This window comes from Acidimangrovimonas sediminis (genome assembly GCF_002871005.1).
Taxonomy (GTDB): Bacteria; Pseudomonadota; Alphaproteobacteria; order Rhodobacterales; family Rhodobacteraceae; genus Acidimangrovimonas; species Acidimangrovimonas sediminis.
Genome location: NZ_PHSN01000005.1, coordinates 67,113 through 92,145 on the forward strand (window position 1 = coordinate 67,113; position 25,033 = coordinate 92,145).

Consider the following 25,033-nt stretch of genomic DNA (forward strand, 5'->3'; position numbering starts at 1 on the left):
CCTGATGCTGTTCGGACTTCACTGGGATACCGCGCACGGCGACCTTGCCTTTGCCGCCTCGATCCTGCCGATGCTGCTGATCGGCATGTGGGTGACGATCGAGGCCTCGATCCTGGGCTTTTTCGTGGCCCTGATCATCGGGCTGATCCTCTCGGTCCTCAAGGCCGCGCCGTCGCGCCTGATCCGCTGGCCCGCGCTGGCGGTGGCGGAGTTCATCCGCGATACGCCGCTTCTGGTGCAGCTCTTCTTTCTCTATTACGTGCTGCCGGATTACGGCATCGTCCTGCCCGCTTTCCTGACCGGGGCGCTGGCGCTGGGGATCCAGTATTCCGCCTACACCGCCGAGGTCTACCGCGCCGGACTCGAGGCCGTGCCGCATGGCCAGCACGAGGCGGCGCGCGCCCTCGACCTGCCGGCGCGGCGCACCTTCACCCATGTCGTGCTGCCGCAGGCGGTGCCGCGGGTGGTGCCGGCGATGGGCAATTACCTTGTGTCGATCATGAAGGACGTGCCCGTCCTTTCCGTCGTCACCGTGCTGGAGATGCTGAACGTCGCCAAGATCATCGGCGACCAGACCTTCAACTACATGATCCCGCTGACCATGGTCGGCGGTCTCTACATGATCCTGACGATCTTCGCCTCGGCGCTGGTGCGCTTCGCCGACCGGAAACTTCCCAAGAGGGGGATAGCGCTGAGATGAGCGAACCCATGATCCGTTTCGACAAGGTCGAGAAGAGCTTCGGCACGTTCAACGTGCTCAAGGATCTCGATTTCGAGGTCGCCCGCGGCGAGAAGGTCACGATCATCGGACCCTCGGGATCCGGCAAGTCGACCGTGCTGCGCATCCTGATGACGCTGGAAGACATCACCGGCGGCGCTGTCTATGTCGGCGGCGATCCCCTGTGGCACGAGGAGAAGGGCGGCAAGCTGGTGCCCGCCTCCGAGGGCCATCTGCGCCAGATGCGCACGCAGTTGGGGATGGTGTTCCAGTCGTTCAACCTGTTCCCGCACATGACCGTTCTGCGCAACCTGACCGAGGCGCCTCGGGTCGTGCTGGGCCTGTCGAAGGCCGAGGCGAAGGATCGGGCCGAGGAACTGCTGGAGCTGGTGGGGCTGACCGAACATGCGCACAAGTTTCCCAACCAGCTCTCGGGCGGGCAGCAGCAGCGGGTGGGCATCGCCCGCGCGCTGGCCATGCGCCCCAAGGTCATGCTTTTCGACGAGCCTACATCGGCACTGGACCCGGAGCTGGTGGGCGAGGTACTCAACGTCATACGCGGCCTGTCCGAGGAGCACGACCTGACCATGCTGATGGTGACGCACGAGATGAGGTTCGCGCGCGAAATCTCTGATCGCGTGTGTTTTTTCGACGGCGGAAAGATCTGCGAATCCGGCACCCCGGAAGAGATCTTCGGCAACCCGAAGGAAGAGCGCACCAAGCAGTTCCTTCACGCCGTGCTCGAAGGCGACTGATGGCGGCGGTGGCCTGAGGTGCGCCTCGATCGGCGCGACATCGAGATCCTGCGGGTCCTCTCGGCCGAGGGGCGCATCACCAAGGCCGCGCTGGCCGACCGTGTGGGCCTGTCGCCGACGCCCTGCTGGGAACGGCTGAAGAAGCTGGAAAGCGCCGGCATCATCGAAGGGTACCGCGCCGAGATCGCGCTGAAGCGCCTCGGCCCGCATGTCACCGTCTTCCTTGCTGCCGAGCTGGCCGATCACACCGCCGCCCGCTTCCGTGTCTTCGAGGACGAGGTGCGCCGCCGCCCCGAGATCGTGGCGTGCTGGGCGCTGGGGGGCGGCTACGACTATTTCCTGCAGATCGTCGCGCGCGACATCGACGCCTACCAGCGCCTTGTCGACGATCTGCTCGAGGCCCGGATCGGGCTTGCGCGCTATTACACCTACATCGTGACGAAGCCGGTGAAGGGCCCCGCCATGCCGCCGCTCGACCTGATCGCTGGGCTGTCCGACGATCCCTCTGCCTGATCGCGTGTTGGCAGAGGAATCCTCTGCCGGGGCGGTAAAGTTAAGTCCATACTGACGGTGAAAAAGACGGATCCTCTGTCTCAAACGGAGGTTCATCATGCGCGAGACCGCCCTTTCGCTGAGGCAGGACATCACCGACAAGCGCCTTGTGCGCGGCTTTTCCTATATCGGCGGCAAGTGGACCGGTGGTGCCGGCGGCGCGGTGTTCGACGTCACCGATCCCGCCACCGGCGCGGCCCTGGGCGAGGTGGCCAGCCTCGGCCCGGAGGAGGCCACTGCCGCCGTCGATGCCGCCCACGCCGCCTTTCCCGACTGGTCCTGCAGCCTGCCGCAGGAGCGTGCCGCATTGCTGCGGCGCTGGTACGACCTGATGGTCGAGAACCGCGAGGACCTGGCCCGCATCATGGTGCTGGAGCAGGGCAAGCCGCTGAGCGAGGCGCGGGGAGAGATCGACTACGCCGCCTCCTTCGTCGAATTCTACGCCGAGGAGGCGAAGCGCCCCAACATCGAGGGCGTGACCTCGCACCTTCAGGGCGCCGAGATGGAGATCTGGCGCGAACCTGTGGGGGTGGCCGCGCTGATCACGCCGTGGAATTTTCCCTCGGCGATGCTGACGCGCAAGGCTGCCGCAGCGTTGGCGGCGGGCTGCACCCTTGTGGCCCATCCCTCGGCCGAAACGCCCTTCTCCGCGCTGGCACTGGCCGAGCTTGCCGAACGCGCGGGCTTTTTCCCCGGCGTCTTCAACGTGGTCACCGGCGCGGCCCCCACCGTCGTCAAACCCTGGACAGAGGATCCGCGCGTCCGCGTGCTGTCCTTCACCGGCTCGACCGAGGTGGGGAAGCTCCTCTACCGCCAGAGCGCGGGCAGCGTGAAGCGTCTGGTGATGGAGCTGGGCGGCCACGCCCCGGCCATCGTCTTCGCCGCCGCCGATCTCGATCAGGCGCTGCGCGAGGTGCTGGCGGCCAAGTTCGCGACCTCGGGGCAGGATTGCCTCGGCGCCAACCGCATCTTCGTGGAGCGCTCCATCTACGATCGTTTCTGCGACCGCTTCGCGCAGGCCGCCGGCGAGCTCACCGTCGGCCCGGGCATGGACGATCCGGCCATCGGCCCGCTGATGAATGCCGCCGCCATCGCCAAGCAGGAGGCGCAGGTGAAGGATGCCCTCGACCGCGGCGCGCGGCTTCTGTGTGGGGGCGCGCGCCACCCGGCGGGGCCGCTGTTCTATCAGCCCACGGTACTGGCCGACGTGCCCGACGACGCGCAGATCCTGACCGAGGAAACCTTCGGGCCCGTCGCCGCCCTCGTCCCCTTCGACACCGAGGAAGAGGTGGTCGCCCGCGCCAACGCCACCGAATACGGCCTGGTCGCCTATGTCCACGACACCGACCCGCGCCGGATCTACCGCCTGTCGCGGCGGCTGGAATTCGGCATGGTCGCGGTCAACCGCACCAAGGTCACCGGCGCGCCGATCCCATTCGGCGGGATGAAGCAATCCGGCCTCGGCCGCGAGGGCGCGCGCCAGGGCATGGAGGCCTATACCGAGATCAAATACGTCTGCCGCGACTGGGGCTGACGCGCGAACACTCTGAAATGACTGGATGACAAGGAAAGGACGCCAGATGCTGAGAAACGACCAGCTGGAAGCCTGGGATCGCGAGAACTTCTTCCACCCCTCGACCCACCTCGCGCAATTCGCCCGGGGCGAACTGCCCCAGCGCGTCGTCACCGGCGGCTCCGGCGTCTTCATCGAGGACCGCGAGGGCAACCGCCTGCTCGACGCCTTCGCCGGGCTCTACTGCGTCAACGTGGGCTATGGCCGGACCGAGATTTCCGAGGCGATCGCCGCGCAGGCCAGGGAACTGGCCTATTACCATTCCTACGTCGGCCACGGCACCGAAGCCTCGATCACGCTGGCCAAGATGATCCTCGACCGTGCGCCTGCGAACATGTCCAAGGTCTATTTCGGCCTCGGCGGCTCGGACGCGAACGAGACCAACGTGAAACTGGTCTGGTATTACAACAACATCCTCGGCCGGCCCGAGAAAAAGAAGATCATCTCGCGCTGGCGCGGCTATCACGGGTCGGGGCTGATGACCGGGTCGCTCACCGGCCTCGCGGGGTTCCAGAAGAAGTTCGATCTGCCGCTCGACCGCGTCGTCCACACCGAGGCGCCCTATTACTACCGCCGCCCGAACGACGCGATGACCGAGGCGGAGTTCACCGCCTATTGCGCCGCCGAGCTTGAAAAGCTGATCGAGGCCGAGGGGCCTGACACCATTGCCGCCTTCATCGGCGAGCCGGTGCTGGGCACCGGCGGCATCGTGCCGCCGCCGGCGGGCTATTGGGAGGCGATCCAGAAGGTGTTGAAGAAACACGACATCCTGCTGATCGCGGATGAGGTCGTCACCGGCTTCGGCCGCCTCGGCTCGATGTTCGGCTCCGATCACTACGGGCTCGAGGCCGACGTCATCACCATCGCCAAGGGCCTCACCTCGGCCTATGCGCCGCTCTCCGGCTCGATCGTGTCCGACAAGGTCTGGAAGGTGCTCGAACAGGGCACCGACGAGAACGGCCCGATCGGCCACGGCTGGACCTATTCCGCCCACCCGATCGGCGCGGCGGCGGGCGTGGCCAACCTCGACCTGATCGACAAGCTCGGCCTCGTCGAGAACGCGGGCACGGTCGGCACCTATCTGCGCAAGGGGATGACCGATGCCCTCGGGTCGCATGCCAATGTCGGCGAGATCCGCGGCGAAGGCATGCTCTGCGCCGTCGAACTTGTCGCCGACCGCGACTCACGGACCTTCTTCGAGGCCGACAAGAAGGTGGGCCCGCAGGTGGTCGCCGCGATGCTCAAGCGCGGCGTCATCAGCCGTGCCATGCCCGAGGGCGACATCCTCGGTTTCGCCCCGCCGCTCTGCCTGACCGAGGCCGAGGCCGACCGCGTGGTCGCCGCCACGGCAGAGGCGGTGAAGGAAGTCCTGGGCTGATCCCGCCTTCATCTTGGGGAAACTACTCCACAGGGGGGGCGGGGGTGTGAACCCCCCCGCCTCCCTGGCCGGGGCAGGGGCGGTCGCTTACCGCCCCGCCCGCCATTCCGCCAGCGCGGCATTCGGCGCCTCGGGCAGGCGCGCACCCGTTGCCGCCGCAGCACCCGCACCGGTCACCGGTTTGCCCAGCCGGAAGTAATGCGCCTCGCGCGCGCCGAAGTAGAAGCTGACGATCGCGCCCAGCAACCACCAGAGCGGCTCCGGCACCGCCTGAAGCCCGGTCATGCGCAGCCCGAACCCCGCCGGATCGACCATCGCATAGCCGAACAACCCCAACGTCCCCAGCGCCAGCATCGGGCGGGGCAGGCGGTTCAGCGCATTGACGAGATCGTCGAACCGGCCCGACCGCGGCGCGGTGAACTCGGCCCCCGCCTGCTGCAGCGCGGCCGCAAGCGCGGCCTGCGACAGCTCCATCTTGGTGGTCTTGTTGGGGGTGAAGACCTCTGCCATCCCCTTGGCGGCGTTGCCAAGCGCCGTGGTCGCCCCGGCGCTGCCGAGAAGCTTGCCGATCATGCCCATCCCGCCGTCCTTTCCCGAAACGCGGTTTCCGACAGCCGGTAGCGCGGCGCCATGAAACTTTCGGCGCGCAGGATCCAGCCGCCTTTCGACCCGTCGCGCGCCCGGGCGTACTTCCGGCTCGCGGGGCGGGCATCCGCAAGACGGAAGTAGTAGTTCCGCCGGGCGATCGCATAGGCATCGGCGACGTGACCGGGCGCCGCCGCCGCCGCGGCGCGCGCCTGGGCGCGGGTGCGCGGTCCGATCACCCCGTCGTCGTCGCAGGCAAAGCCCATCTCGGTCAGCAGCCGCTGCAGGATCCGCACCGCGTTGGCGCCCGCGTTGACGTACATGTCGAAGACAGACGGCTGCAGCATCCCGGGCAGCCCGTCTAGCCCGGGTTCGCGAAAGTAGTGCCGCACGAAGATGTCGATGGCCTGCGCCTTGGTCAGTCGATCGAGGTCCGAGGTGTCGATGCGCCCGTCGCCAGTCAGGTCGATCCCCAACCGCGTCATCGTCTCCAGCGTGACCCCGTATTTCGTGGCCCCGCCCGGGTCGTCCGGGTCGTCCACATAACCGCCCTCCCGCGCCACGATCTCCGCGGCGATCTCTTCCACTGTGGGCATCGCGCCCTCCCGATCCTGTCCCAGACCGGGCAAGGCTCCGCCCAAAGGGTTAACGCGCCGCCATCAGGGCGCCCGCCGCGCCGCACCTCTTCTTTTCCTTCCGTCCCGCCTTCTTCTGAGCGGAAATATCCCGGGGGTCCGGGGGCTGGCCCCCGGCCGTCGCCCCGCGGGGATCAGCGCCCCCGGCTGGCCTCCAGCGTGTCCTCGAAGGTGCGCAGGCCCGTTTGCGGCGCCTGCACCAGTACCGCCATGTTGCCCGGCTTGTGCTCGTTCCGGCGCATCTTGGTGTGAGCCTTGGGGATTTCGTCCCAGGGGAAGACCTCGGACATCGCCGGGTCGATCCGGCGTTCGATCATCAGCTTGTTCGCCGCCGAGGCCTGCTTGAGATGGGCGAAATGCGATCCCTGCAAGCGTTTCTGGTGCATCCACATGTAGCGCACGTCGAAGGTGCAGTTGAACCCGGTGGTGCCTGCGCAGATCACCACCATGCCGCCCTTCTTGCAGACCAGAGACGAGACCGGGAAGGTGGATTCGCCCGGATGCTCGAACACCATGTCGACGCTGACGCCCTTGCCGGTGATGTCCCAGATCGCCTTGCCGAACTTCCGCGCCTCCTTCAGCCACTCGGCGTATTCGGGAGAATTGACCTTGGGCAACTGGCCCCAGCACTTGAAATCGCGCCGGTTGATCACGCCCTTGGCGCCCAGCGACATGACGAAATCGCGCTTGTCCTCGTCCGAGATCACGCCCACGGCGTTGGCGCCGGCCGCGTTGATCAGCTGGATCGCGAACGACCCCAGGCCGCCCGACGCGCCCCAGACCAGCACGTTCTGGCCGGGCTTCAGGTCGTGGGGTTCATGGCCGAAGAGCATTCGGTAGGCCGTGGCCAGCGTTAGCGTGTAGCAGGCGCTTTCCTCCCAGGTCAGGTGCTTGGGTCGCGGCATCAGTTGCTGCGCCTGCACCCTGGTGAACTGTGCGAACGACCCGTCAGGCGTCTCGTAGCCCCAGATCCGCTGGCTGGGCGAGAACATCGGGTCGCCGCCGTTGCATTCCTCGTCGTCGCCGTCGTCCTGGTTGCAGTGGATCACCACCTCGTCGCCGACCTTCCAGCGGGTGACCTTGTCGCCCACCGCCCAGACGATCCCGGATGCGTCGGAGCCAGCGATGTGAAGGGGCTGCTTGTGGCCGTCGAAAGGCGAAATCGGCACGCCGAGGCCTGCCCAGATCCCGTTGTAATTGACGCCTGCGGCCATCACGAGGACGAGGACCTCGTGGCTGTCGATCTTCCAGGTGGGCACGACCTCGACCTTGAAGCTGTCTTCCGGCTCGCCATGCCGCTCGCGCCGGATCGCCCAGGCGTACATGGTCTTCGGCACGTAGCCGAGCGGAGGCATCTCGCCGATCTCGTAGAGGTCCTTCTCGGGCGCCTCATAGGGGGCGATCTCGGGGGTCTTGTCCTGCTTCCTGTCCAGGGCCATCGCGTGCCTCCATCCATGCCGCACCGCAGAATCGCGGGCTGTCCTGATCCCGGGTTAAAGATGGAGGCGAAACATTGCAACAATTTCCACGCGGTGTTTTGTAATTTTATGTCTCTTCGGATTTCCGGTCGCCGGCAGTTTCCGGGGAAGGCAGGGCCGCGGGTGCGGGCAGACGGGCAAGTTTCGCTGCGTCCGCGTCCAGGTGCTGGAACACCGGGGCGGCGTAGAAGGCGATCAGCGCGGCGCCGGAGGCGGTGGAGGTGATGCGGCCGCGCCGGGCGCGCAGCACGCCACGGCGGATCAGCTCGTCGATCCCCGCCATCGCGGCCGCGCCCGCGTCCGACCCCGGCAGGCGAAGCGGCGCCCCCGCGGCGCGCAGGCGGCTTGCCAGGCGCTCTGCCTCGGCGGTCAGCGCGGGGCGGCCGGTCGCGCCGGAGGAAAGCGCGGCGGCGGCAAGCGGCACCGGCAGGATCGGCACCACGCGCGTGACCTCCTGCATCAGCCGGGCGGCCAGCGCCTCGGTCCGCGTCGTCTCGGCCGCCCCGGCGGTGTCGGTCTCGGCCAGGAAGCGGGCAAGCGAGAGCGGCGGGCCGAAGCTGACCGCAGCATAGCCCAGCCGCATGTCGCGCCCGATCAGCCGGCCCCAGAGGCGGCGCAGCAGGAACTGCACCACGCCGAAGGGCCGGGCGCGGAACCTCCGCCCGCCGGCTTTCGCGGCGCGCAGAAGGAGTTGATCCTCGAGCACCCGGTCGTATCCGAGCGCGACCGGCAGGAATACGACGTCATGCGCGCCCTGCGGCGGGGCGGCGGGTGCCTGTGCCGCCGCGTTATCGGATGCGTTTCCGGATCTTGGCCGGGGGCGGAAACCGGTGACGATGTAGTGCAGAAGGCCCATCTTCGCGGGGCCGACCCTGCCATCGAGGCTGAGCCCGCCCTCGGGAAAGATCGCCTGGGTGACGCCCTCGGCGGTGGCCATCTGGACATAGCGCGCCAGCACCTTGCGATAGAGCGTATTGCGCGAGCGGCGGCGGATGAAATAGGCCCCCATCGCGCGGATCAGGCGGGAAAGCGGCCAGACCCGGGCCCATTCGCCGACCGCGAAGCTCAGCGTGGAGCGGTCGGAGACCAGCCAGGTCAGAAGCACGTAATCCATGTTGGAACGGTGGTTCATCACGAAGACCACCGTGGCGTTCGGGTCGATCGCCGCGATCGCCTGGGTGTCCAGGCGTCCGATGCGGACGCGGTAGAGCGCGCGGGTCAGCCAGCGCGCCAGCCGGATCGCGATACCGAAATAGATCAGCGTGGAGAAGCCCGGCACGATCTCGCGCGCATAGCGCCGGGCCTCCTCGGCCGCGACGGGTTCGGGGATGCCGGTCTCGTGCGCATGCTGGGCGATGGCTTCGGTGACCACGGGGTCGTAGACGAGGCGGTTGATCCGGTCCTGCCGGGCCATAAGCTTGAACGGCTCGATCGGGCGTTGCAGGCGTTCGTTCAGCCGGGCGACGGCACGTTCCATCCGGCGGCGCAGGACCCAGCGCATCGAGGGCGCCAGCACCCGGTCGAGCGCGCCGATGGCGGCGAGCACGAGGGCCAGTGCGACCAGCCAGACAGGTAGTTCCACGGTGCCTCCCATCGGGGCAGGTTTGCAGCATGTGAGGGGGCGCGACAATCCTCGATCTGCCCTAGCTTTGCCCTCGATCTGCCGGCGCGCGGGCGGAGAGGGCGGGGGGCTTCACGCCCCCCACACCCCCCGTGGGATATTTTCGAGCAGAAAGTGGGGGCGCGCGCGGCCGATGCCGCGGTGCGGCGAATTGACGAGATACTTTGTTTTGATTATGAGGTCTAAAGCGCAAGAAAATTGCCGATGTGATTCCGGAGGCCAGATCATGACCGACGACCCGACCCGCTCTGCCGCACCTGTTCGCGAGGTCACGCGGGAGGTCACGCGGGAGGCCGCGCAAGGGGCGGCGACGCGCGACAAGCCGTGGCTGTTTCGCACCTATGCCGGCCATTCCACGGCGGCGGCGTCCAACGCGCTTTATCGCGGCAACCTCGCGAAGGGGCAGACCGGGCTTTCGGTGGCCTTCGACCTGCCGACCCAGACCGGGTATGACAGCGATCACGAGCTGGCGCGGGGCGAGGTGGGCAAGGTCGGCGTGCCGGTTTGTCACTTGGGCGACATGCGGGCGCTGTTCAGCGAGATCCCGCTGGAGCAGATGAATACCTCGATGACGATCAACGCGACGGCGCCGTGGCTGCTGGCGCTCTATATCGCGGTGGCGGAGGAGCAGGGGGCGGATGTCGCAAGGCTCCAGGGCACGGTGCAGAACGACATCATCAAGGAATACCTGAGCCGCGGAACCTATATTTGTCCGCCGAAGCCCAGCCTGCGCATGATCACCGACGTCGCGGCCTACACGCGGGCGAACCTGCCGAAGTGGAACCCGATGAACGTCTGTTCCTATCACCTGCAGGAGGCGGGGGCGACGCCGGAGCAGGAGCTGGCCTTCGCGCTGGCCACCGCTATCGCGGTGCTGGACGATCTGAAGGGGAAGGTGGCGGAGGAGGATTTTCCCGGCATGGTCGGGCGGATTTCGTTCTTCGTGAACGCCGGCATCCGGTTCGTCACCGAGATGTGCAAGATGCGCGCCTTTGTCGATCTGTGGGACGAGATCACGGCTGAGCGCTACGGCATCACCGACGAACGGATGCGGCGGTTCCGTTACGGGGTTCAGGTGAACTCGCTCGGCCTGACCGAGCCGCAGCCCGAGAACAACGTCTACCGCATCCTGATCGAGATGCTGGCGGTGACATTGTCGAAGAAGGCCCGCGCCCGGGCGGTGCAGCTTCCGGCGTGGAACGAGGCGTTGGGGCTGCCGCGGCCCTGGGACCAGCAATGGTCGCTTCGGATGCAGCAGATCCTGGCCTACGAGACCGACCTTCTGGAATACGACGACCTTTTCGACCAGAACCCGGCGGTCGACCGCAAGGTGGCGGCGCTGAAGGATGGCGCGCGGGCGGAACTCAGGCAGATCGATGCCATGGGGGGTGCGGTCGCGGCGATCGAGTACATGAAGGGCCGCCTCGTGGAGGCCAACGCCGACCGGATCGCGCGGATCGAGGCGGGCGAGACGGTGGTCGTGGGCGTCAATCGCTGGACCGAGGGGGCGGAGAGCCCGCTCACCGCCGGGGACGGGGCGATCATGGTGGTGGATGCCGAGGCGGAGGCCGACCAGATCGCGCGGCTGACGGCCTGGCGCGCCGGGCGCGACGAGGCGGCGGTGCAGGCGGCGCTTGCGCAGGTCAGGGCGGCGGCGGAGAGCGGCGAGAACATCATGGGCCCCTCGATCGCCGCGGCGAAGGCCGGGGCCACCACGGGCGAGTGGGGCGACATGGTGCGCGGGGCCTTCGGGCTTTACCGGGGGCCGACGGGGGTCAGCCGGGCGCCATCGAACCGGACCGAGGGCCTGGACCCGATCCGCGCGGCGGTGGACGCGGCCTCGGCCCGGCTGGGGCGGCGGCTGAAGTTCCTGGTGGGCAAGCCCGGCCTCGACGGCCATTCCAACGGCGCCGAGCAGATCGCGGCGCGGGCGCGCGATTGCGGCATGGACATCAGCTATGAGGGGATCCGACTGACACCAGCCGAGATCGTCCGCGCGGCGGAGGAGGAGGCGGCGCATGTGGTGGGGCTGTCGATCCTGTCCGGCAGCCACCTGCCGCTGATCGCCGAGGTGATGGAGCGGATGACGGCGGCGGGCCTTGCCGATGTGCCGGTGATCGTCGGCGGCATCATTCCCGAGGAGGACGCGCACCGCCTGCGCGCGCTTGGCGTCGCGCAGGTCTACACGCCCAAGGATTTCGAGCTGAACCGGATCATGATGGATATCGTGGGCCTCGTGGACGCCGCCCCGGCGGCGGCGGAGTAGCGCGGTGGAACGGCACACGGTCCTGGCCCGGATCACCGGGCGGGTGCAGGGCGTGGCCTTCCGAGCCTGGACCGAGCACCGCGCCCGGGGGCTGGGCCTCGACGGCTGGGTGAAGAACGAGGCCGACGGCTCGGTGACCGCGCTGATCGCCGGCCCGACCGAGACGGTGGCTACGATGCTTGAGGCGCTGCACCGGGGGCCGGACCTTGCCCGGGTGGACACCGTCGCGACCGAGATGGCCGAGGATCCGGGGGACACCGGGTTTGCGATCCTGCGCTAGGGCGCGGGAAGGGGCAGGCCCTGTCCGGGGCCACGGGCAGCCCGGCCGTCACGGCGCGATGAAGGTGACCCCGTCCATTTCCGAGATCTTGACCATGTCGGTGTCGTAGAGCTGGGTCAGCGTCTCCACATATTCCTCATCCCAGCCGGGCAGGTCGAGCTCCATCTCCAGCGCGTCCTCCATGACGTACTTGTCGAAGAAGGCGCCGACGATGCGGCGGTGCTGGGCCGGTGTCTGTGGCGGGTGGCTGGTCAGGTAATCGGTCATCCGGCGCAGCCCTTCCGGCGAGATGATCGGTTCCAGCACCTCGAGAGTGCCGGCCAGCATCGTCGCATCGCCATGCCCCGACACGGCGCGCAGCACGTCGGGCCAGATCAGCGGCGTGTCCTCGTCGCACCAGACGGTCAGCCTGGCCTTGGGCAGGGCCGCCCGGATCCGGCCGATCATCTCGGACCAGCGCAGCCTGTGCGGTTCGATCCCGTCCATGAAGGTCGTGTAGTCGCGCTCCTTCTCGCGCTCGAAGAGGGCGGGGATGAAGGTGGCGGGGTTGCGGATGGCGAAGTGGAATTCCACCTGGTGATCGGGGAAGAGACCGGCCATCCAGCCCACCTTTTCCGCCGCCATGGGGTAGAGCGTGCCCTCGCTCAGCACCTTCTGGCGCTTGCAGAGGAAAGCCTGGTTCGAGAACACGAGCCGGTCGGCCTCGTCCTCGTCCATCACGGCGTCGAGCACGGTTTCCTGCGTCTCGCGGCTGACGCCGGCGCCGCGGGTCGCGTTCATCGTGTCGCGCAGGACAGACCGGTAGCGATCGGGATCGGGGACGACGATCCCCTCCGTGGCCAGCAGCGGGGCATTCGCACGCAGGCAGGTGACGAGCTTTTCGTCATCGGTGCAGTGCAGTCCGAGATGGTAGACGATCTTCATCGTGGGCGTATGTTCCGGGCCGGTCGGCATTGCCGCGATCATAGGGAATTTTTCCGCAAGTTGAACCACTTTCGCGCCGAAGTTCGCACGAACTTCGGCACCTGTGGCCGCGTGGGCGGGGCGAAGGTGCGGCGATGCGCGGGCCGTGGTGCGGGGCGGCTCTTGCGCGACGCCCCCGGCGCGTTTAAACGTCGTGGCGCGTCGCCCCTATAGCTCAGCTGGTAGAGCGCTTGATTTGTAATCAAGATGTCGGCGGTTCAAGTCCGTCTGGGGGCACGCCTGCCGCGACCTGCGCCGCAACCCGATCCCCGCGTTCCGCGTCAATTCCCCTGTTTCGCACCGATTTCCCTGGCGGCATCGCGCTATCCGGCAGCCCGAAGTGTGGGTATGCTGCCGGTCAGGGCAACCTTGCGCAGGGAGGGCCGGGCGCGATGAGAGCGGGGACGGGGAAAGAAGGGACGGGGGGAGAAGGGACGGGGGGAGAGGCGACGGGAGAGCGGCTCGGGGCGGCGCTGGAAGGCGGCTGCACCTGCGGCCGGATCCGCTATCGGCTGACCGAGAGACCGCTTTTCGTTCATTGCTGCCACTGCAACTGGTGCCAGCGCGAAACCGGCAGCGCCTTCGCCCTCAACGCGATGATCGAGGTCGACCGGGTGGTGCTTCTCGCCGGGGTGGTGGACCGGGTGGCGACGCCTTCGGCCAGCGGCAAGGGGCAGACGATTGCCCGTTGCCCCGAGTGTCAGGTCGCGGTGTGGAGCCATTACGCCGGCGCGGGCGAGGCGGTGGCCTTCGTCCGGGTGGGGACGCTGGACACGCCCGCGGCCTGCCCGCCGGACATCCATATCTTCACCTCGACCCGGCTGCCCTGGGTGGCGCTGGAAGATGGCAGGCCGGTGATGGAGGAATATTACCGGCGTTCCGAGCACTGGCCCGCGGCCAGCCTGGATCGGTGGAGGGCGCTGAAGGGCTGATCTCTCTTCCCGGGCCTTCGCCCGCTCATCGCCGCCCCCGCGGCGCGCGATGAGCGGGGTGCCCCGTCCCGCCCCGTTTCACGCTTCCCAGCGGGGCGGCCTTGGGCTACACTTGTCGCCAGACCCGGCAAACGGGCGATCCTGAGGCAGCAAGCGGTAGATCCATGACGGAAATGGTCCATGGCGTCCTTCCGGCGCAGGCGGGCGAGCCCGTTCTTCCCCGGTGGTGGCGGACGATCGACAAGTGGTCGCTCACGGCGGCATTCCTGCTTTACGGCATGGGGCTGCTTCTGGGCCTTGCAGCCTCGGTGCCGCTTGCCACCCGCAACGGCCTGCCACCCTTTCACTATGTCGACCGGCAGGCGGTGTTCGGCCTCGTCGCGATGGTGGCGATGGTGCTGGTGTCGATGATGTCGCCCGCCAACGTGCGCCGCTTCGGTGTCACCGGCTTCATGATCTTCTTCGTGGCCCTTGTGCTTCTGCCGTTCTTCGGGTCGGATTTCGGCAAGGGGGCCACGCGCTGGTTCTCCTTCGGCTTCATCACGATCCAGCCGTCGGAATTCCTCAAGCCCGCCTTTGTCGTCCTCGTCGCCTGGCTGATGGCCGCGAGCCAGGAAATCAACGGCCCGCCCGGCAAGGCACTGTCCTTCGCCGTCGCGGTCGTCGTTGTGGGCTTTCTCGCCGCCCAGCCGGATTTCGGCCAGTCGGCGCTGATCCTGTTCTCCTGGGGCGTGATCTATTTCGTGGCCGGCGCGCCGATCGTCCTGCTGACCTCGGTCGGCGGGCTGGTGGCCGGGGGCGGCTGGCTCGCTTACCAGTATTCCGACCACTTCGCCAAGCGGATCAACGGCTTCCTCGCCTCCGAGGTCGATCCCCGGACCCAGATCGGCTATGCCACCAACGCGATCCAGGAAGGCGGCTTCTTCGGCGTGGGCGTCGGCAACGGCCAGGTGAAATGGTCGCTGCCCGATGCGCATACCGACTTCATCATCGCCGTCGCGGCCGAGGAATACGGCCTGATCCTGGTTATGGTGATCATCGGTCTCTACGCGCTGATCGTGATCCGCTCGCTTATGCGCCTGATGAAGGAACGCGACCCGTTCATCCGCCTCGCGGGCACCGGGCTGGCCTGCATCTTCGGCATTCAGGCCTTCGTCAACATGGGCGTGGCCGCGCGGCTGCTGCCCGCCAAGGGGATGACTCTGCCGTTCGTGAGCTACGGCGGATCGTCGATCATCGCGGCGGGGATAACCATGGGCATGCTCCTGGCCTTCACCCGTTCGCGTCCGCAGGGGCAGATCGGCGATTTCCTCGGCCGCGGCCGGTAGGGGGCGCAGATGGCCACCAAGCCGCCGCTTCTCCTGATCGCCGCCGGGGGCACGGGCGGGCACATGTTCCCCGCCCAGGCGCTGGCCGAGGCGATGGTGCGCAAGGGCTGGCGCGTGCGCCTGTCGACCGATGCGCGCGGCGCGCGCTACACCGGCGGCTTTCCCCACGTGGTCGAGGTGCGCGAGGTCCCCTCGGCCACCTTCGCCCGCGGCGGCAAGCTGGCCAAGCTGATGGTGCCGTTCCGCATCGCGGGCGGCGTGCTGAAGGCTGCGGCCGAGATGCTGGCCGACCGGCCAAAGGTCGTCGTGGGTTTTGGCGGCTATCCCACGATCCCGGCCCTGTCTGCGGCCTGGATCCTGCGGGTGCCGCGGATGATCCACGAACAGAACGGCATCCTCGGCCGGGTGAACGAGATCTTCGCCCGCCATGTCGATGCGGTTGCCTGCGGGACCTGGCCCACCCGCCTGCCCAAGGGGGTGGAGGGCGTGCACACCGGCAATCCGGTCCGCGGTGCGGTGCTGGAGCGCGCGGGCGCGGCCTATATCTCGCCCGGCGACTACCCGATGAGCGTGGTGGTGATCGGCGGTAGCCAGGGCGCGCGGATCCTTTCCGACGTGCTGCCCGAGGCGGTCTCGTACCTGCCCGAGCCGCTTCAGGCGAACCTGCGCATCGCCCACCAGGCGCGCGAGGAGGATGTCGAGCGGGTCATCGCCGCCTATCACGCGGCGGGCGTCCGGGCCGAGGTGAAGCCCTTCTTCCAGGACGTGCCGCGGCGGTTCTCCGAGGCGCAGCTGATCATCTCGCGCTCGGGCGCCTCGTCGGTCGCGGACATCTCGATCATCGGGCGGCCCTCGATCCTGATCCCCTTCGCCGCGGCGGCGGGAGATCACCAGACGGCGAATGCCCGGGGCCTCGTAGAGGCGCAGGCCGCGATCCTGATCCCCGAGCGCGCCCTTGACCCGGAGGCGCTGGCAGGGCAGATGGCGGCGATCCTGACCCAGCCGAAGGCGGCCGAGATGATGGCGCGCGGCGCGCTTGGCTACGCCCGGCCCGATGCGACGGCGCGGCTCGTGGAGATGGTCGAGGGACTGGCCACGGGCGCGGACCCGAAGGCCGCGTCGGGCGTTGGCCCAGCAGCGGCGGATACGAACAAGAAGGCGAAGCAATGAACGCGGCGACGAAACTTCCCGGCGAGCTGGGGGCGATCCATTTCGTGGGCATCGGGGGGATCGGCATGTCCGGCATCGCCGAGGTGCTGATCACGCTGGGCTACCGGGTGCAGGGCTCCGATCTGAAAGGGTCGAAGATCACCGAGCGTCTGGAAAGCCTCGGTGCCCAGATCTTCGTCGGCCAGAAGGCCGAGAACGTGGCCGATGCGGACGTTATCGTGATCTCCTCGGCGATCAAGAAGGGCAACCCGGAGCTCGAGGAGGCGCGCCGCCGCGGCCTGCCCGTCGTGCGCCGGGCCGAGATGCTGGCCGAACTGATGCGCCTGCGGTCGAACATCGCGGTGGCGGGGACGCATGGCAAGACCACGACCACCACGATGGTCGCGACCCTGCTGGACAAGGGCAATTTTGACCCCACCGTGATCAATGGCGGCATCATCCACGCCTATGGCTCGAACGCGCGGGCCGGGCAGGGCGAATGGATGGTGGTCGAGGCCGACGAGAGCGACGGCACCTTCAACCGCCTGCCCGCGACCATCGCCATCGTCACCAACATCGACCCCGAGCACATGGAACACTGGGGCTCGATCGAGCGGCTGCGTCAGGGCTTTACCGATTTCGTCTCGAACATCCCGTTCTACGGGCTGGCGGTGTGCTGCACCGATCACCCCGAGGTGCAGGCGCTGGTGGGTCGCGTCACCGACCGCCGCGTCGTGACCTTCGGCTTCAACGCGCAGGCCGACGTGCGCGCGGTGAACCTGACCTACGAACGGGGCGTCGCGCATTTCGACATTGCGCTGAATTCCGAAGGCGCCCCGGGGGACGAGCCCAGCATGATCGAGGGCTGCACCCTGCCGATGCCCGGCGACCACAACGTGTCGAACTGCCTGGCAGCGGTGGCCGTGGCCCGGCACCTCGGCATGAAGAAGGATGAGATCCGCGACGCGCTGGCCAATTTCGGCGGCGTGAACCGGCGCTTCACCAAGGTGGGCGAGGTGAACGGCGTCTCGATCATCGACGATTACGGCCACCACCCGGTAGAGATCGCGGCGGTGCTCAAGGCCGCGCGTCAGGCGATTGCCGGCACCTCGGGGGCGCGCGTCATCGCGGTGCACCAGCCGCACCGCTATTCGCGTCTGCATTCCCTCTTTGACGATTTCTGCACCTGTTTCAACGAGGCCGACGTCGTGGCCATCGCCGAGGTCTACGCCGCCGGCGAGGACCCGATCGAGGGCGCGACCCGCGACGATCTGGTCGCAGGGCTGATCGCCCACGGCCATCGCCATGCCCGTGCCATATTGAACGAGGACGATCTGGTCCGGCTGGTGCGCGAACAGGCCCGGCCCGGCGATATCGTCGTCTGCCTCGGGGCCGGCACGATCTCTGCATGGGCCAACGCGCTGCCGGCGCGTCTGGAGACCTTGCAGGGAAAAGTTGCATGAATATCCTGTCCGAGCCGCTGCTGTGGGGATGCCTCTGGGTCCTTGCCGCGGCGGCGATCGCGGCGATGCCGTGGCGCTTTCACTGGCGCATGGCAATCCCGCTGATGATCACGGCGGTGCCCCTTGTTGCGCTGATCTTCCGTGCCATGGGGCCGCTGGGCGGTATCGTGGCGCTGGCCGTGGTCGCCTCGGTCCTGCGCTACCCGCTCTATTTTGGCGGCCGGAGGCTCTGGCGCCGGTTCGCCGGTTAGGACGCCGCCGCCGCCGCGTTGCACCTGTCGCCTGCGCGACCTAGAGTGCCCCGGACACCTGCAGGGGAGGGCACCGCATGACCGGCCATCTGAACTGGGGCATCCTGAGCGCCGCCAAGATCGCGCGAGAGTTCGTGGCGCCTGCGCTGGAGGCGGCGGAAGGTTGCCGCATCGCCGCCGTGGCCAGCCGCACCCCCGGCAAGGCCGAGGCCCTGGCAGCCCCTTACGGCGATCTGCGGATCCATCACGATTACGAGGCGCTTCTCGCCGATCCGGGGGTGGACGCGGTCTATATCGGGCTGCCCAACAGCGCCCATGTGGAATGGACGGAAAAGGCGCTGCGGGCGGGCAAGCATGTGCTCTGCGAAAAACCCCTCGCGATGAAGCACGAGGAAATCGCCCGCCTGATCCGCGCCCGTGACGAAAGCGGGCGCTTCGCGGCCGAAGGCTACATGGTCACGCATCACCCGCAATGGACCCGGGTGAAGGCGCTGATCGCGGCGGGAGAGATCGGCACGCTCCGCCACGTGCAATCGGGGTTCTCCTTCGTCAATACCGACCGCGGCAACATCCGCAACGACCGCAGCCAGGGCGGCGGTGCCCTGCGCGACATCGGGGTCTATCCCTCGATCGTCACCCGCTTCGTCACCGGAGAGGAGCCGGGAGAGGTCTCGGCCCGCCTCGACTGGGAGGACGGGATCGACGCCTCGGCCCGGGTCTGGGCCGAGTTCCCATCCTTCACCATGGATTTCTTCGTCTCGATGCGGCGGGCGAAATACCAGCAGATGCTGTTTCACGGCGATCGGGGATGGATCCGCGCCACGGCCCCGTTCAACGCCGATGTCTACGGGCCGGTGATGCTGGAGATCAGCACCGAGGCCGGGATCCGCACCGAGGATTTCAACGGCCACGCCCAGTACCGCCTGCAGGCCGAGGCCTTTGCCCGCAGCGCGCTGGAAGGGGCGGCCTATCCCTGCCCGCTGGAGATGTCCTTCGGCAACCAGCGCATGATCGACGCGATCTACATGGCCGACGAAAGCTGGCGCGAGGAGATGGCCTGAGCCAGAGATAGCCTGAGCCAGAGATCCGTGAGGCTGGGAAAGCCCGGTGAGGGGATAACCTGAGCCGGGGATTCTCGAAGGGGGAGGGGCCGGCGCGGGGGGCCGGCCCGTCAGCCGAGCGGTAGCCTAAGCACATGCTGCGGCCCCGAGCGGCCGCCGTGGTAAAGCTCCCCCCCATCCTGCCAGCCGTTCCGGAGATAGAGGTCGCGCGCCCGCGGGTTGCGCTGGTTGACGCTGAGCACCGCGCCCGCCACCCCGGGGTAGCGCAGGGCCAGCATCGCGGGCAGCGCCTCGAACACCGCGCGCCCGATGCCGCGGCCCTGCTGGGCCGCGTCGATGGCCAGCGCGCGCAGCCCGATCTCGCCCGGCCGCGCGAAGGGATGCGAGGCGGCGAAATCCCGGTCGATCACGAAGAAGCCGACGATCCGGTCGCCGGCGACCACGGCATGTCCGTCTTCCTTGGCCCCGAGCTGCGACAGACGGTCGACGGGGAGGGTGACGAAGGCCTCCTGCCCGGGGGCGAGGACGATGTGGGCGAGGCGCGGGGCATCGGCCGCGGTCACGTCGAGGAAGCTGATCTGCATGTCTGTGCCTGGCTGGCGAGGGGGAGGGGGCGCTGCCCCCCGTCGCCCGGAGGGCGCCTCCCCCCGGGATATTTTCGCTCAGAAGAAGGGAGGGGTCAGTCCTCCATCGCCTCCAGCTCGTCGATGAAGCCCGCGATCATGCTCAGGCCCTTGTCCCAGAAGGTCGGATCCGAGGCGTCGAGGCCGAAGGGGGCGAGAAGCTCCTTGTGGTGCTTGGAACCGCCGGCCTTCAGCATTTCGAAGTACTTCTCCTGGAAGCCCAGGTCGCCCTCGGCATAAACCGCGTAGAGCGCGTTCACGAGGCCGTCGCCGAAGGCATAGGCGTAGACGTAGAAGGGCGAGTGGACGAAGTGCGGGACATAGGCCCAGAAGGTCTCGTACCCGTCCATGAAGGTGAAGGCGTCGCCGAGGGATTCGGCCTGCACCGACATCCAGAGCGCGTTGATGTCGTCCGGCGTCAGTTCGCCTTCCTCGCGGCGGGCGGCGTGCAGCTTGCATTCGAAATCGTAGAAGGCGATCTGGCGGACGACCGTGTTGATCATGTCCTCGACCTTGCCGGCGAGCAGGGTCTTCTTCTCGGCCTTGGTCTTGGCGCCGTCCAGAAGCTTGCGGAAGGTCAGCATCTCGCCGAAGACCGACGCGGTTTCCGCAAGCGTGAGCGGCGTGGCCGACAGCAGCTCTCCTTGGCCCGCGGCCAGCACCTGGTGCACGCCGTGGCCCAGCTCATGCGCCAGCGTCATCACGTCGCGCGGTTTGCCGAGGTAGTTGAGCATGACATAGGGGTGGACGTCGGTCACCGTCGGATGGGCGAAGGCGCCGGGCGCCTTGCCGTGCTTCACGCCCGCGTCGATCCAGCCCTTGTCGAAGAACGGTTCGGCGATCTCGGCCATCTTCGGGTCGAAGGCGGAATAGGCGGAGAGAACGGTATCCTTCGCCTCCTCCCAGCCCACGGTCCGGGGCGTCTCGGTCGGCAGCGGCGCGTTGCGGTCCCAGATTTCCAGCGTCTCGAGGCCCAGCCACTTGGCCTTCAGCCGGTAGTAGCGGTGCGAGAGCTTGGGGTAGGCCGCGACCACGGCATTGCGCAGCGCCTCGACCACCTCGGGCTCGACATGGTTCGACAGGTGGCGCGAGGTCTGCGCGGTCGGCATCTTGCGCCAGCGGTCCTCGATCTCCTTTTCCTTGGCCAGCGTGTTGTGGACGCGGGAAAAGAGCTTGATGTTGCCCTCGAACACCTTGGCGAGCGCGCGGGCGCTGGCCTCGCGCTTCGTGCGGTCGGTGTCGGTCAGCAGGTTCAGCGTGGCCTCGAGGTTCAGAGGCTCTTCCTCGCCGGCCACCTCGAATTCCAGCCCGGCCAGCGTCTCGTCGAAGAGCTTGTTCCAGGCCGAGGCGCCGACCGAGGACTGGTCGTGCAGGAACTTCTCCAACTCGTCCGAAAGCTGGTAGGGGCGCAGCGCGCGCATCCGGTCGAACACCGGCTTGTAGCGCGCGAGATCGGCGTTGGCGGCCAGCAGCCCCTCCAGGTGCGCCTCGTCCAGGCGGTTGAACTCCAGCCCGAAGAACACCAGCGGCGTGGTCGCCGTGGTCATCTTGTCCTGCGCGTCGCCCATGAACTTGGCGCGCGCGGGGTCGATCGTGTTCTGGTAATAGCGCAGGCCGGCGTAGGACATCAGCCGCCCCGCCACCACGTCGATCCGCTCGTAGCGCTTGACGCAGTCCAGCATCGCCGCGGCGTCGAGGCCGGCCAGCTTGCCCTCGTAATCGGCGGCGAAGGCGGCGCATTCGCCCTCGAGCCAGGTCATGTCGCGCGCGACCTCGGGCGCGTCCGGCGCGGCGTAGAGGTCGGTCAGGTCCCACTCGGGCAGCGGCCCCAGCGCCTTCGCCCCCTTGGGATCGGCGTCGAAGACAGGGCGGGAAAGCGGCAGGGTCATGGAAGGTCCTTTCACAGGTTTGACCCCATCTAGGCCCGTTGCCCCCCAAGGTTCAAGCCAAGGCCCCGTGACTCTCTCCCAGCCTGCTGAGGGGGAAGGAAAAATCCCCTCTCCGCCCGGTGCGGATCGCCCCGGGGGGAGGCGACGGTTTGCAACTGGCGCAACCGGCGCGATCGGGCCCCGCTCCGGCGCCTGCCGAAAAAACGGGCAGCGGGCCGGGGTGCCATGACCTTCCGTGGCGGCGCTGGAAACCGCCCCTTCCCATCTTGTTGAAGGGCTGCTTAACTGACCTCAACGAGTACCGGCAGAAAGCGACCCCATAAAAAGCATGTCGCCAAGTTTTTTCAACGAGATGTACGATGGACCGGGGGTACGCGCGCCCTATGCCCGGCTTGAGGATTGGATGCGGGCGATGCCCGCCGAGCTTCGCCAGATGAAGCAGGCCGAGGCGGAGGCGCTGTTTCGAAGGATCGGCATCACCTTCGCCGTCTATGGCGAGGGAGGGGACCCGGACCGCCTCATCCCGTTCGACATGTTCCCGCGGGTCTTCACCGGCGCCGAATGGGCCCGGCTGGAGCGCGGCATCAAGCAACGGGCCCGGGCGCTGAACGCCTTTCTCGTTGATGTCTACGGACGGGGAGAGATCGTGCGGGCCGGCCGCATCCCGGCGCGCCTCGTCTATCTGAACGAGGCTTATGAAAAGGCAGTCGTAGGGTTCGTGCCGCCTCGCGGGGTCTACTCGCACATCGTGGGGATCGACCTCGTCCGTACCGGGCCGGACCAGTTCTACGTGCTGGAGGACAATTGCCGCACGCCGTCCGGTGTCTCCTATATGCTGGAGAACCGCGAGATCATGATGCGGATGTTTCCCGCCATCTTCCGGGAGAACCGGATCCAGCCGGTCGAACGCTACCCCGAGCTTCTGCGCCGCACGCTGGCCTCGGTCGCGCCGGCGAAATGCGACAGCGCGCCGACGGTCGCGATCCTGACGCCCGGCCATTACAACAGCGCCTATTACGAACATTCCTTCCTGGCCGACCTCATGGGGGTCGAGCTGGTCGAGGGGCAGGATCTCTTCGTCGAGGGCGAATTCTGCTACATGCGCACGACCGAGGGTCCGAAGAAGCTCGACGTGATCTACCGGCGGATCGACGATGCCTTCCTCGACCCGTTGTGCTTCCGCCCCGACAGCGCGCTGGGGGTTCCCGGGCTGATGGATGTCTACCGGTCGGGCGGGATCACGATCGCCTCGGCGCCGGGCGCGGGCGTGGCGGACGACAAGGCGATCTACACCTATGTGCCTGAAATGGTGCGCTTCTACCTCGGTGAGGAACCGATCCTTGAAAACGTGCCGACCTGGCAATGCGCCAAGGACGACGACCTGAAATACGTGCTGGAGAACCTGGGCGAACTGGTGGTGAAGGAAGTGCACGGTTCGGGCGGTTACGGCATGCTGGTGGGACCGAAATCCACCAAGGACCAGATCGAGGCCTTCCGCGCCAAGATCGAGGAGGACCCGTCCAACTACATCGCCCAGCCCACGCTGGCGCTCTCCACCTGCCCGACCTTCGTCGAGCAGGGCATCGCGCCGCGCCATGTCGACCTGCGCCCCTATTGCCTGGTGGGCGAGCGGATCGAGCTGGTGCCCGGCGGCCTGACCCGCGTCGCGCTCAAGGAAGGCAGCCTTGTCGTCAACTCGTCTCAGGGCGGGGGCGTCAAGGACACCTGGGTTCTGGCCGAGTGACAGGTGGGGTGATGACATGCTGAGCCGGACCGCAGACAACCTCTACTGGATCGCCCGCTACATGGAGCGGGCCGAGACGATGGCGCGCCTGCTGCAGGTGGGCGAACGGATCTCCCTCCTGCCCAATTCGGGGGGCGAGGGGTTCCGCAACGAATGGGACAGCCTGTTGCATGCCTCGGGCACGGCCGAGGGGTTCGCCAGGAAATACGGCGACCCGGTGCAGCGCAACATCGAGAGCTATTTCTTCTTCGACCACGACAACCCGTCCTCCATCGCCTCCTGCATCGAGCGCGCACGGGAAAACGCGCGGATCGTGCGCACCGCGCTGACGGTCCAGATGTGGGACGCGCTGAACACCGCCTTCCAGGAGCTGCGCCAGCTGGAGCGGACGCCGCGGTCCGAGATCGACATCACCCGGCTTGCGGAATGGACCACGGCCAAGGCCGCCATGGTCAAGGGCACGATCGAGACGACGCACCTGCGCAACGACGGCTGGGATTTCCTCAACCTCGGCTACCTGATCGAACGCGCGGACAACACCGCCCGGCTGATGGACGTGAAATACTACGTGCTCCTGCCGCAGATCGAATACGTCGGATCGGGCTTCGACAATTACCAATGGGCGACGCTCCTGCGCGCGCTTTCGGTGCACCGGGCCTTCTACTGGGCCTATGGCGGCGAGGTGACGGCCAAGAAGATCGCCGATTTCCTGATCCTCAACCCGCGCTGCCCGCGGTCGCTGATCACATGCGCCGGCGGCATCGTCGGCCACCTCGACCGGCTGGCCGAGGATTACAACCGCCCGACCCAGGCCCAGGCCCATGCCCGCCGCATGACCGAGGGCCTTGCGGCACATACCCCCGACATGATCTTCGACGAGGGGCTGCACGAATTCCTCACCCGCTTCGTCGGCGACACCGCGCAGCTCGCCGGCATGGTCCACGAGACTTACCTCAGCGGGGACATGCGATGATTCTCAGCGTCACCCATACCACCCTTTACCGCTACGACGTGCCGGTGCGGGGCGTGGTGCAGAGCCACAGGCTCACCCCCGCCAGCTTTGCCACGCAGCGGCCGCTGCGCTGGCAGGTCTCGGTCTCCGACGGCATCCCGGGCGGCAGCTTCCGCGACGGGGCGGGAGACTGGATCCAGGGCTATTCCGTCGCGGGCCCGGTGAGCGAGATCACCGTGCATGTGGAAGGGGAGGTCGAGACCGAGGATTGCGCGGGCGTCCTGCGGGGCCACCGCGAGACGGTTCCCCCCATCGTCTACCTGCGCCGCACCGATGCGACGCGCGCGGATTCGGCGCTGAAGACGCTGGGCCGCGAGGCGGTCTCGGGCGGGGCCGACACGCTCGACCAGGCGCACCGGCTGATGGGCGCGGTGGCCGATGCCATTCTCTACCGTCCCGGCGCCACCCATGCCGCCACCACCGCCGCCGAGGCGCTGGAGCTGGGCGAGGGGGTGTGCCAGGACCATGCCCATGCGATGATCGCCGCGGCCCGCAGCACAGGCCTGCCAGCCCGCTACGTCTCGGGCTACCTGATGGCCGCCGATGCCGGGACACGGCACGAGGCGGCGCATGCCTGGGCCGAGATCTGGGTCGACGGCCTGGGCGCCTGGGTCGGCTTCGACCCCGCCAACCGCTGCTGCCCCGACGACCGCTACATCCGTCTCGGGTCGGGGCTTGATGCGCGCGACGCGGCCCCGATCCGGGGCACCGCGCGCGGAACGGGCGGCGAAAGCCTCGATGTCACAGTTGCCATACAGGCGGTTCAACAATAGTGTC

23 protein-coding genes and 1 tRNA gene are annotated in these 25,033 nt (G+C 67.8%); 17 read left to right on the top strand and 7 right to left on the bottom strand.

Annotated features, from left to right (window positions below):
• Positions 1 to 4 precede the first annotated feature (4 nt).
• The 5 genes from ehuD (at position 5) to CVV76_RS04735 (ending at position 4,976) form a co-directional block, all read left to right on the top strand.
• Complete coding sequence (gene ehuD, locus CVV76_RS04715; RefSeq protein WP_102223779.1) at positions 5 to 700, top strand: ectoine/hydroxyectoine ABC transporter permease subunit EhuD; 696 nt, start codon at positions 5 to 7, stop codon at positions 698 to 700.
• Positions 697 to 1,473: an ectoine/hydroxyectoine ABC transporter ATP-binding protein EhuA gene (gene ehuA / locus CVV76_RS04720; RefSeq protein WP_102223491.1), complete on the top strand. Its 777-nt coding sequence runs from the start codon at positions 697 to 699 to the stop codon at positions 1,471 to 1,473. The genes ehuD and ehuA overlap by 4 nt, the downstream gene beginning before the upstream one ends.
• 18 nt (positions 1,474 to 1,491) lie before the next feature.
• A complete protein-coding gene (locus CVV76_RS04725; RefSeq protein ID WP_102223492.1) occupies positions 1,492 to 1,986 on the top strand; it encodes an Lrp/AsnC family transcriptional regulator in 495 nt (164 codons plus the stop codon).
• A 97-nt stretch (positions 1,987 to 2,083) separates the two neighbouring features.
• Positions 2,084 to 3,559: an NAD-dependent succinate-semialdehyde dehydrogenase gene (locus CVV76_RS04730; protein ID WP_102223493.1), complete on the top strand. Its 1,476-nt coding sequence runs from the start codon at positions 2,084 to 2,086 to the stop codon at positions 3,557 to 3,559.
• A 46-nt stretch (positions 3,560 to 3,605) separates the two neighbouring features.
• Positions 3,606 to 4,976, top strand: a complete 1,371-nt coding sequence (locus CVV76_RS04735) for an aspartate aminotransferase family protein (RefSeq protein WP_102223494.1) — start codon at positions 3,606 to 3,608, stop codon at positions 4,974 to 4,976.
• An 87-nt stretch (positions 4,977 to 5,063) separates the two neighbouring features.
• Here the strand turns inward: CVV76_RS04735 and CVV76_RS04740 are convergent, their stop codons facing one another.
• From CVV76_RS04740 to CVV76_RS04755, 4 genes are all read right to left on the bottom strand, one after another.
• Positions 5,064 to 5,555, bottom strand: coding sequence for a holin family protein (locus CVV76_RS04740; protein ID WP_102223495.1), 492 nt, complete (start codon positions 5,553 to 5,555; stop codon positions 5,064 to 5,066).
• Entirely contained in the window at positions 5,546 to 6,157 is a 612-nt protein-coding gene (locus CVV76_RS04745; RefSeq protein WP_102223496.1) for a holin-associated N-acetylmuramidase, read from the bottom strand. The genes CVV76_RS04740 and CVV76_RS04745 overlap by 10 nt, the downstream gene beginning before the upstream one ends.
• A 173-nt stretch (positions 6,158 to 6,330) precedes the next feature.
• On the bottom strand, positions 6,331 to 7,635 hold the full coding sequence (ccrA, locus tag CVV76_RS04750; RefSeq protein ID WP_102223497.1) for a crotonyl-CoA carboxylase/reductase: 1,305 nt from the start codon (positions 7,633 to 7,635) through the stop codon (positions 6,331 to 6,333).
• A 106-nt stretch (positions 7,636 to 7,741) separates the two neighbouring features.
• Positions 7,742 to 9,256 carry a 1-acyl-sn-glycerol-3-phosphate acyltransferase gene (locus CVV76_RS04755; protein WP_332888526.1) on the bottom strand — a complete coding sequence of 505 codons (1,515 nt, stop codon included), beginning with the start codon at positions 9,254 to 9,256 and terminating at the stop codon, positions 7,742 to 7,744.
• Between the two features lie 265 nt (positions 9,257 to 9,521).
• On the opposite strand from CVV76_RS04755, the gene CVV76_RS04760 reads away from it, so the two are divergent.
• The gene (locus CVV76_RS04760) at positions 9,522 to 11,561 is read left to right on the top strand and encodes a protein meaA (RefSeq protein WP_102223499.1); all 2,040 of its coding nucleotides are present in this window, start codon (positions 9,522 to 9,524) and stop codon (positions 11,559 to 11,561) included.
• 4 nt (positions 11,562 to 11,565) lie between these two features.
• Positions 11,566 to 11,841 carry an acylphosphatase gene (locus tag CVV76_RS04765; protein ID WP_102223500.1) on the top strand — a complete coding sequence of 92 codons (276 nt, stop codon included), beginning with the start codon at positions 11,566 to 11,568 and terminating at the stop codon, positions 11,839 to 11,841.
• A 48-nt stretch (positions 11,842 to 11,889) separates the two neighbouring features.
• On the opposite strand, the gene CVV76_RS04770 is transcribed toward CVV76_RS04765, so the two are convergent.
• On the bottom strand, positions 11,890 to 12,807 hold the full coding sequence (locus tag CVV76_RS04770) for a hypothetical protein (protein ID WP_102223501.1): 918 nt from the start codon (positions 12,805 to 12,807) through the stop codon (positions 11,890 to 11,892).
• 161 nt (positions 12,808 to 12,968) lie between these two features.
• Between CVV76_RS04770 and CVV76_RS04775 the strand changes: the two genes are divergently transcribed.
• The 7 genes from CVV76_RS04775 to CVV76_RS04805 all read left to right on the top strand — a co-directional run bounded on the left by CVV76_RS04775 (position 12,969) and on the right by CVV76_RS04805 (position 18,988).
• Positions 12,969 to 13,041 (top strand) — tRNA-Thr (locus CVV76_RS04775).
• Positions 13,042 to 13,196: 155 nt separating this feature from the next.
• The gene (locus CVV76_RS04780; protein WP_102223502.1) at positions 13,197 to 13,736 is read left to right on the top strand and encodes a GFA family protein; all 540 of its coding nucleotides are present in this window, start codon (positions 13,197 to 13,199) and stop codon (positions 13,734 to 13,736) included.
• A 164-nt stretch (positions 13,737 to 13,900) separates the two neighbouring features.
• Positions 13,901 to 15,064 (top strand): peptidoglycan glycosyltransferase FtsW, encoded by a 1,164-nt coding sequence (locus CVV76_RS04785; RefSeq protein WP_102223503.1) that lies wholly within the window; start codon positions 13,901 to 13,903, stop codon positions 15,062 to 15,064.
• 9 nt (positions 15,065 to 15,073) lie between these two features.
• Entirely contained in the window at positions 15,074 to 16,234 is a 1,161-nt protein-coding gene (locus CVV76_RS04790) for a UDP-N-acetylglucosamine--N-acetylmuramyl-(pentapeptide) pyrophosphoryl-undecaprenol N-acetylglucosamine transferase (protein ID WP_102223504.1), read from the top strand.
• On the top strand, positions 16,231 to 17,676 hold the full coding sequence (gene murC / locus CVV76_RS04795; protein WP_102223505.1) for a UDP-N-acetylmuramate--L-alanine ligase: 1,446 nt from the start codon (positions 16,231 to 16,233) through the stop codon (positions 17,674 to 17,676). Before CVV76_RS04790 ends, murC begins: the two co-directional genes overlap by 4 nt.
• Entirely contained in the window at positions 17,673 to 17,927 is a 255-nt protein-coding gene (locus tag CVV76_RS04800; RefSeq protein ID WP_158243096.1) for a DUF2484 family protein, read from the top strand. Before murC ends, CVV76_RS04800 begins: the two co-directional genes overlap by 4 nt.
• Positions 17,928 to 18,004: 77 nt before the next feature.
• The gene (locus CVV76_RS04805; protein WP_102223507.1) at positions 18,005 to 18,988 is read left to right on the top strand and encodes a Gfo/Idh/MocA family protein; all 984 of its coding nucleotides are present in this window, start codon (positions 18,005 to 18,007) and stop codon (positions 18,986 to 18,988) included.
• Between the two features lie 110 nt (positions 18,989 to 19,098).
• On the opposite strand, the gene CVV76_RS04810 is transcribed toward CVV76_RS04805, so the two are convergent.
• Together CVV76_RS04810 and CVV76_RS04815 are read right to left on the bottom strand one after the other, a co-directional pair.
• A complete protein-coding gene (locus CVV76_RS04810; protein WP_102223508.1) occupies positions 19,099 to 19,572 on the bottom strand; it encodes a GNAT family N-acetyltransferase in 474 nt (157 codons plus the stop codon).
• Positions 19,573 to 19,667: 95 nt separating this feature from the next.
• Positions 19,668 to 21,500 (bottom strand): M3 family oligoendopeptidase, encoded by a 1,833-nt coding sequence (locus CVV76_RS04815; protein WP_102223509.1) that lies wholly within the window; start codon positions 21,498 to 21,500, stop codon positions 19,668 to 19,670.
• A gap of 328 nt (positions 21,501 to 21,828) precedes the next feature.
• Between CVV76_RS04815 and CVV76_RS04820 the strand changes: the two genes are divergently transcribed.
• The 3 genes from CVV76_RS04820 to CVV76_RS04830 are packed head-to-tail and all read left to right on the top strand — an operon-like array spanning position 21,829 to position 25,029.
• On the top strand, positions 21,829 to 23,244 hold the full coding sequence (locus CVV76_RS04820; RefSeq protein WP_102223510.1) for a circularly permuted type 2 ATP-grasp protein: 1,416 nt from the start codon (positions 21,829 to 21,831) through the stop codon (positions 23,242 to 23,244).
• A 16-nt stretch (positions 23,245 to 23,260) separates the two neighbouring features.
• Entirely contained in the window at positions 23,261 to 24,217 is a 957-nt protein-coding gene (locus tag CVV76_RS04825; protein ID WP_102223511.1) for an alpha-E domain-containing protein, read from the top strand.
• A complete protein-coding gene (locus tag CVV76_RS04830) occupies positions 24,214 to 25,029 on the top strand; it encodes a transglutaminase family protein (RefSeq protein WP_102223512.1) in 816 nt (271 codons plus the stop codon). Before CVV76_RS04825 ends, CVV76_RS04830 begins: the two co-directional genes overlap by 4 nt.
• The last annotated feature ends 4 nt before the right edge of the window (positions 25,030 to 25,033 follow it).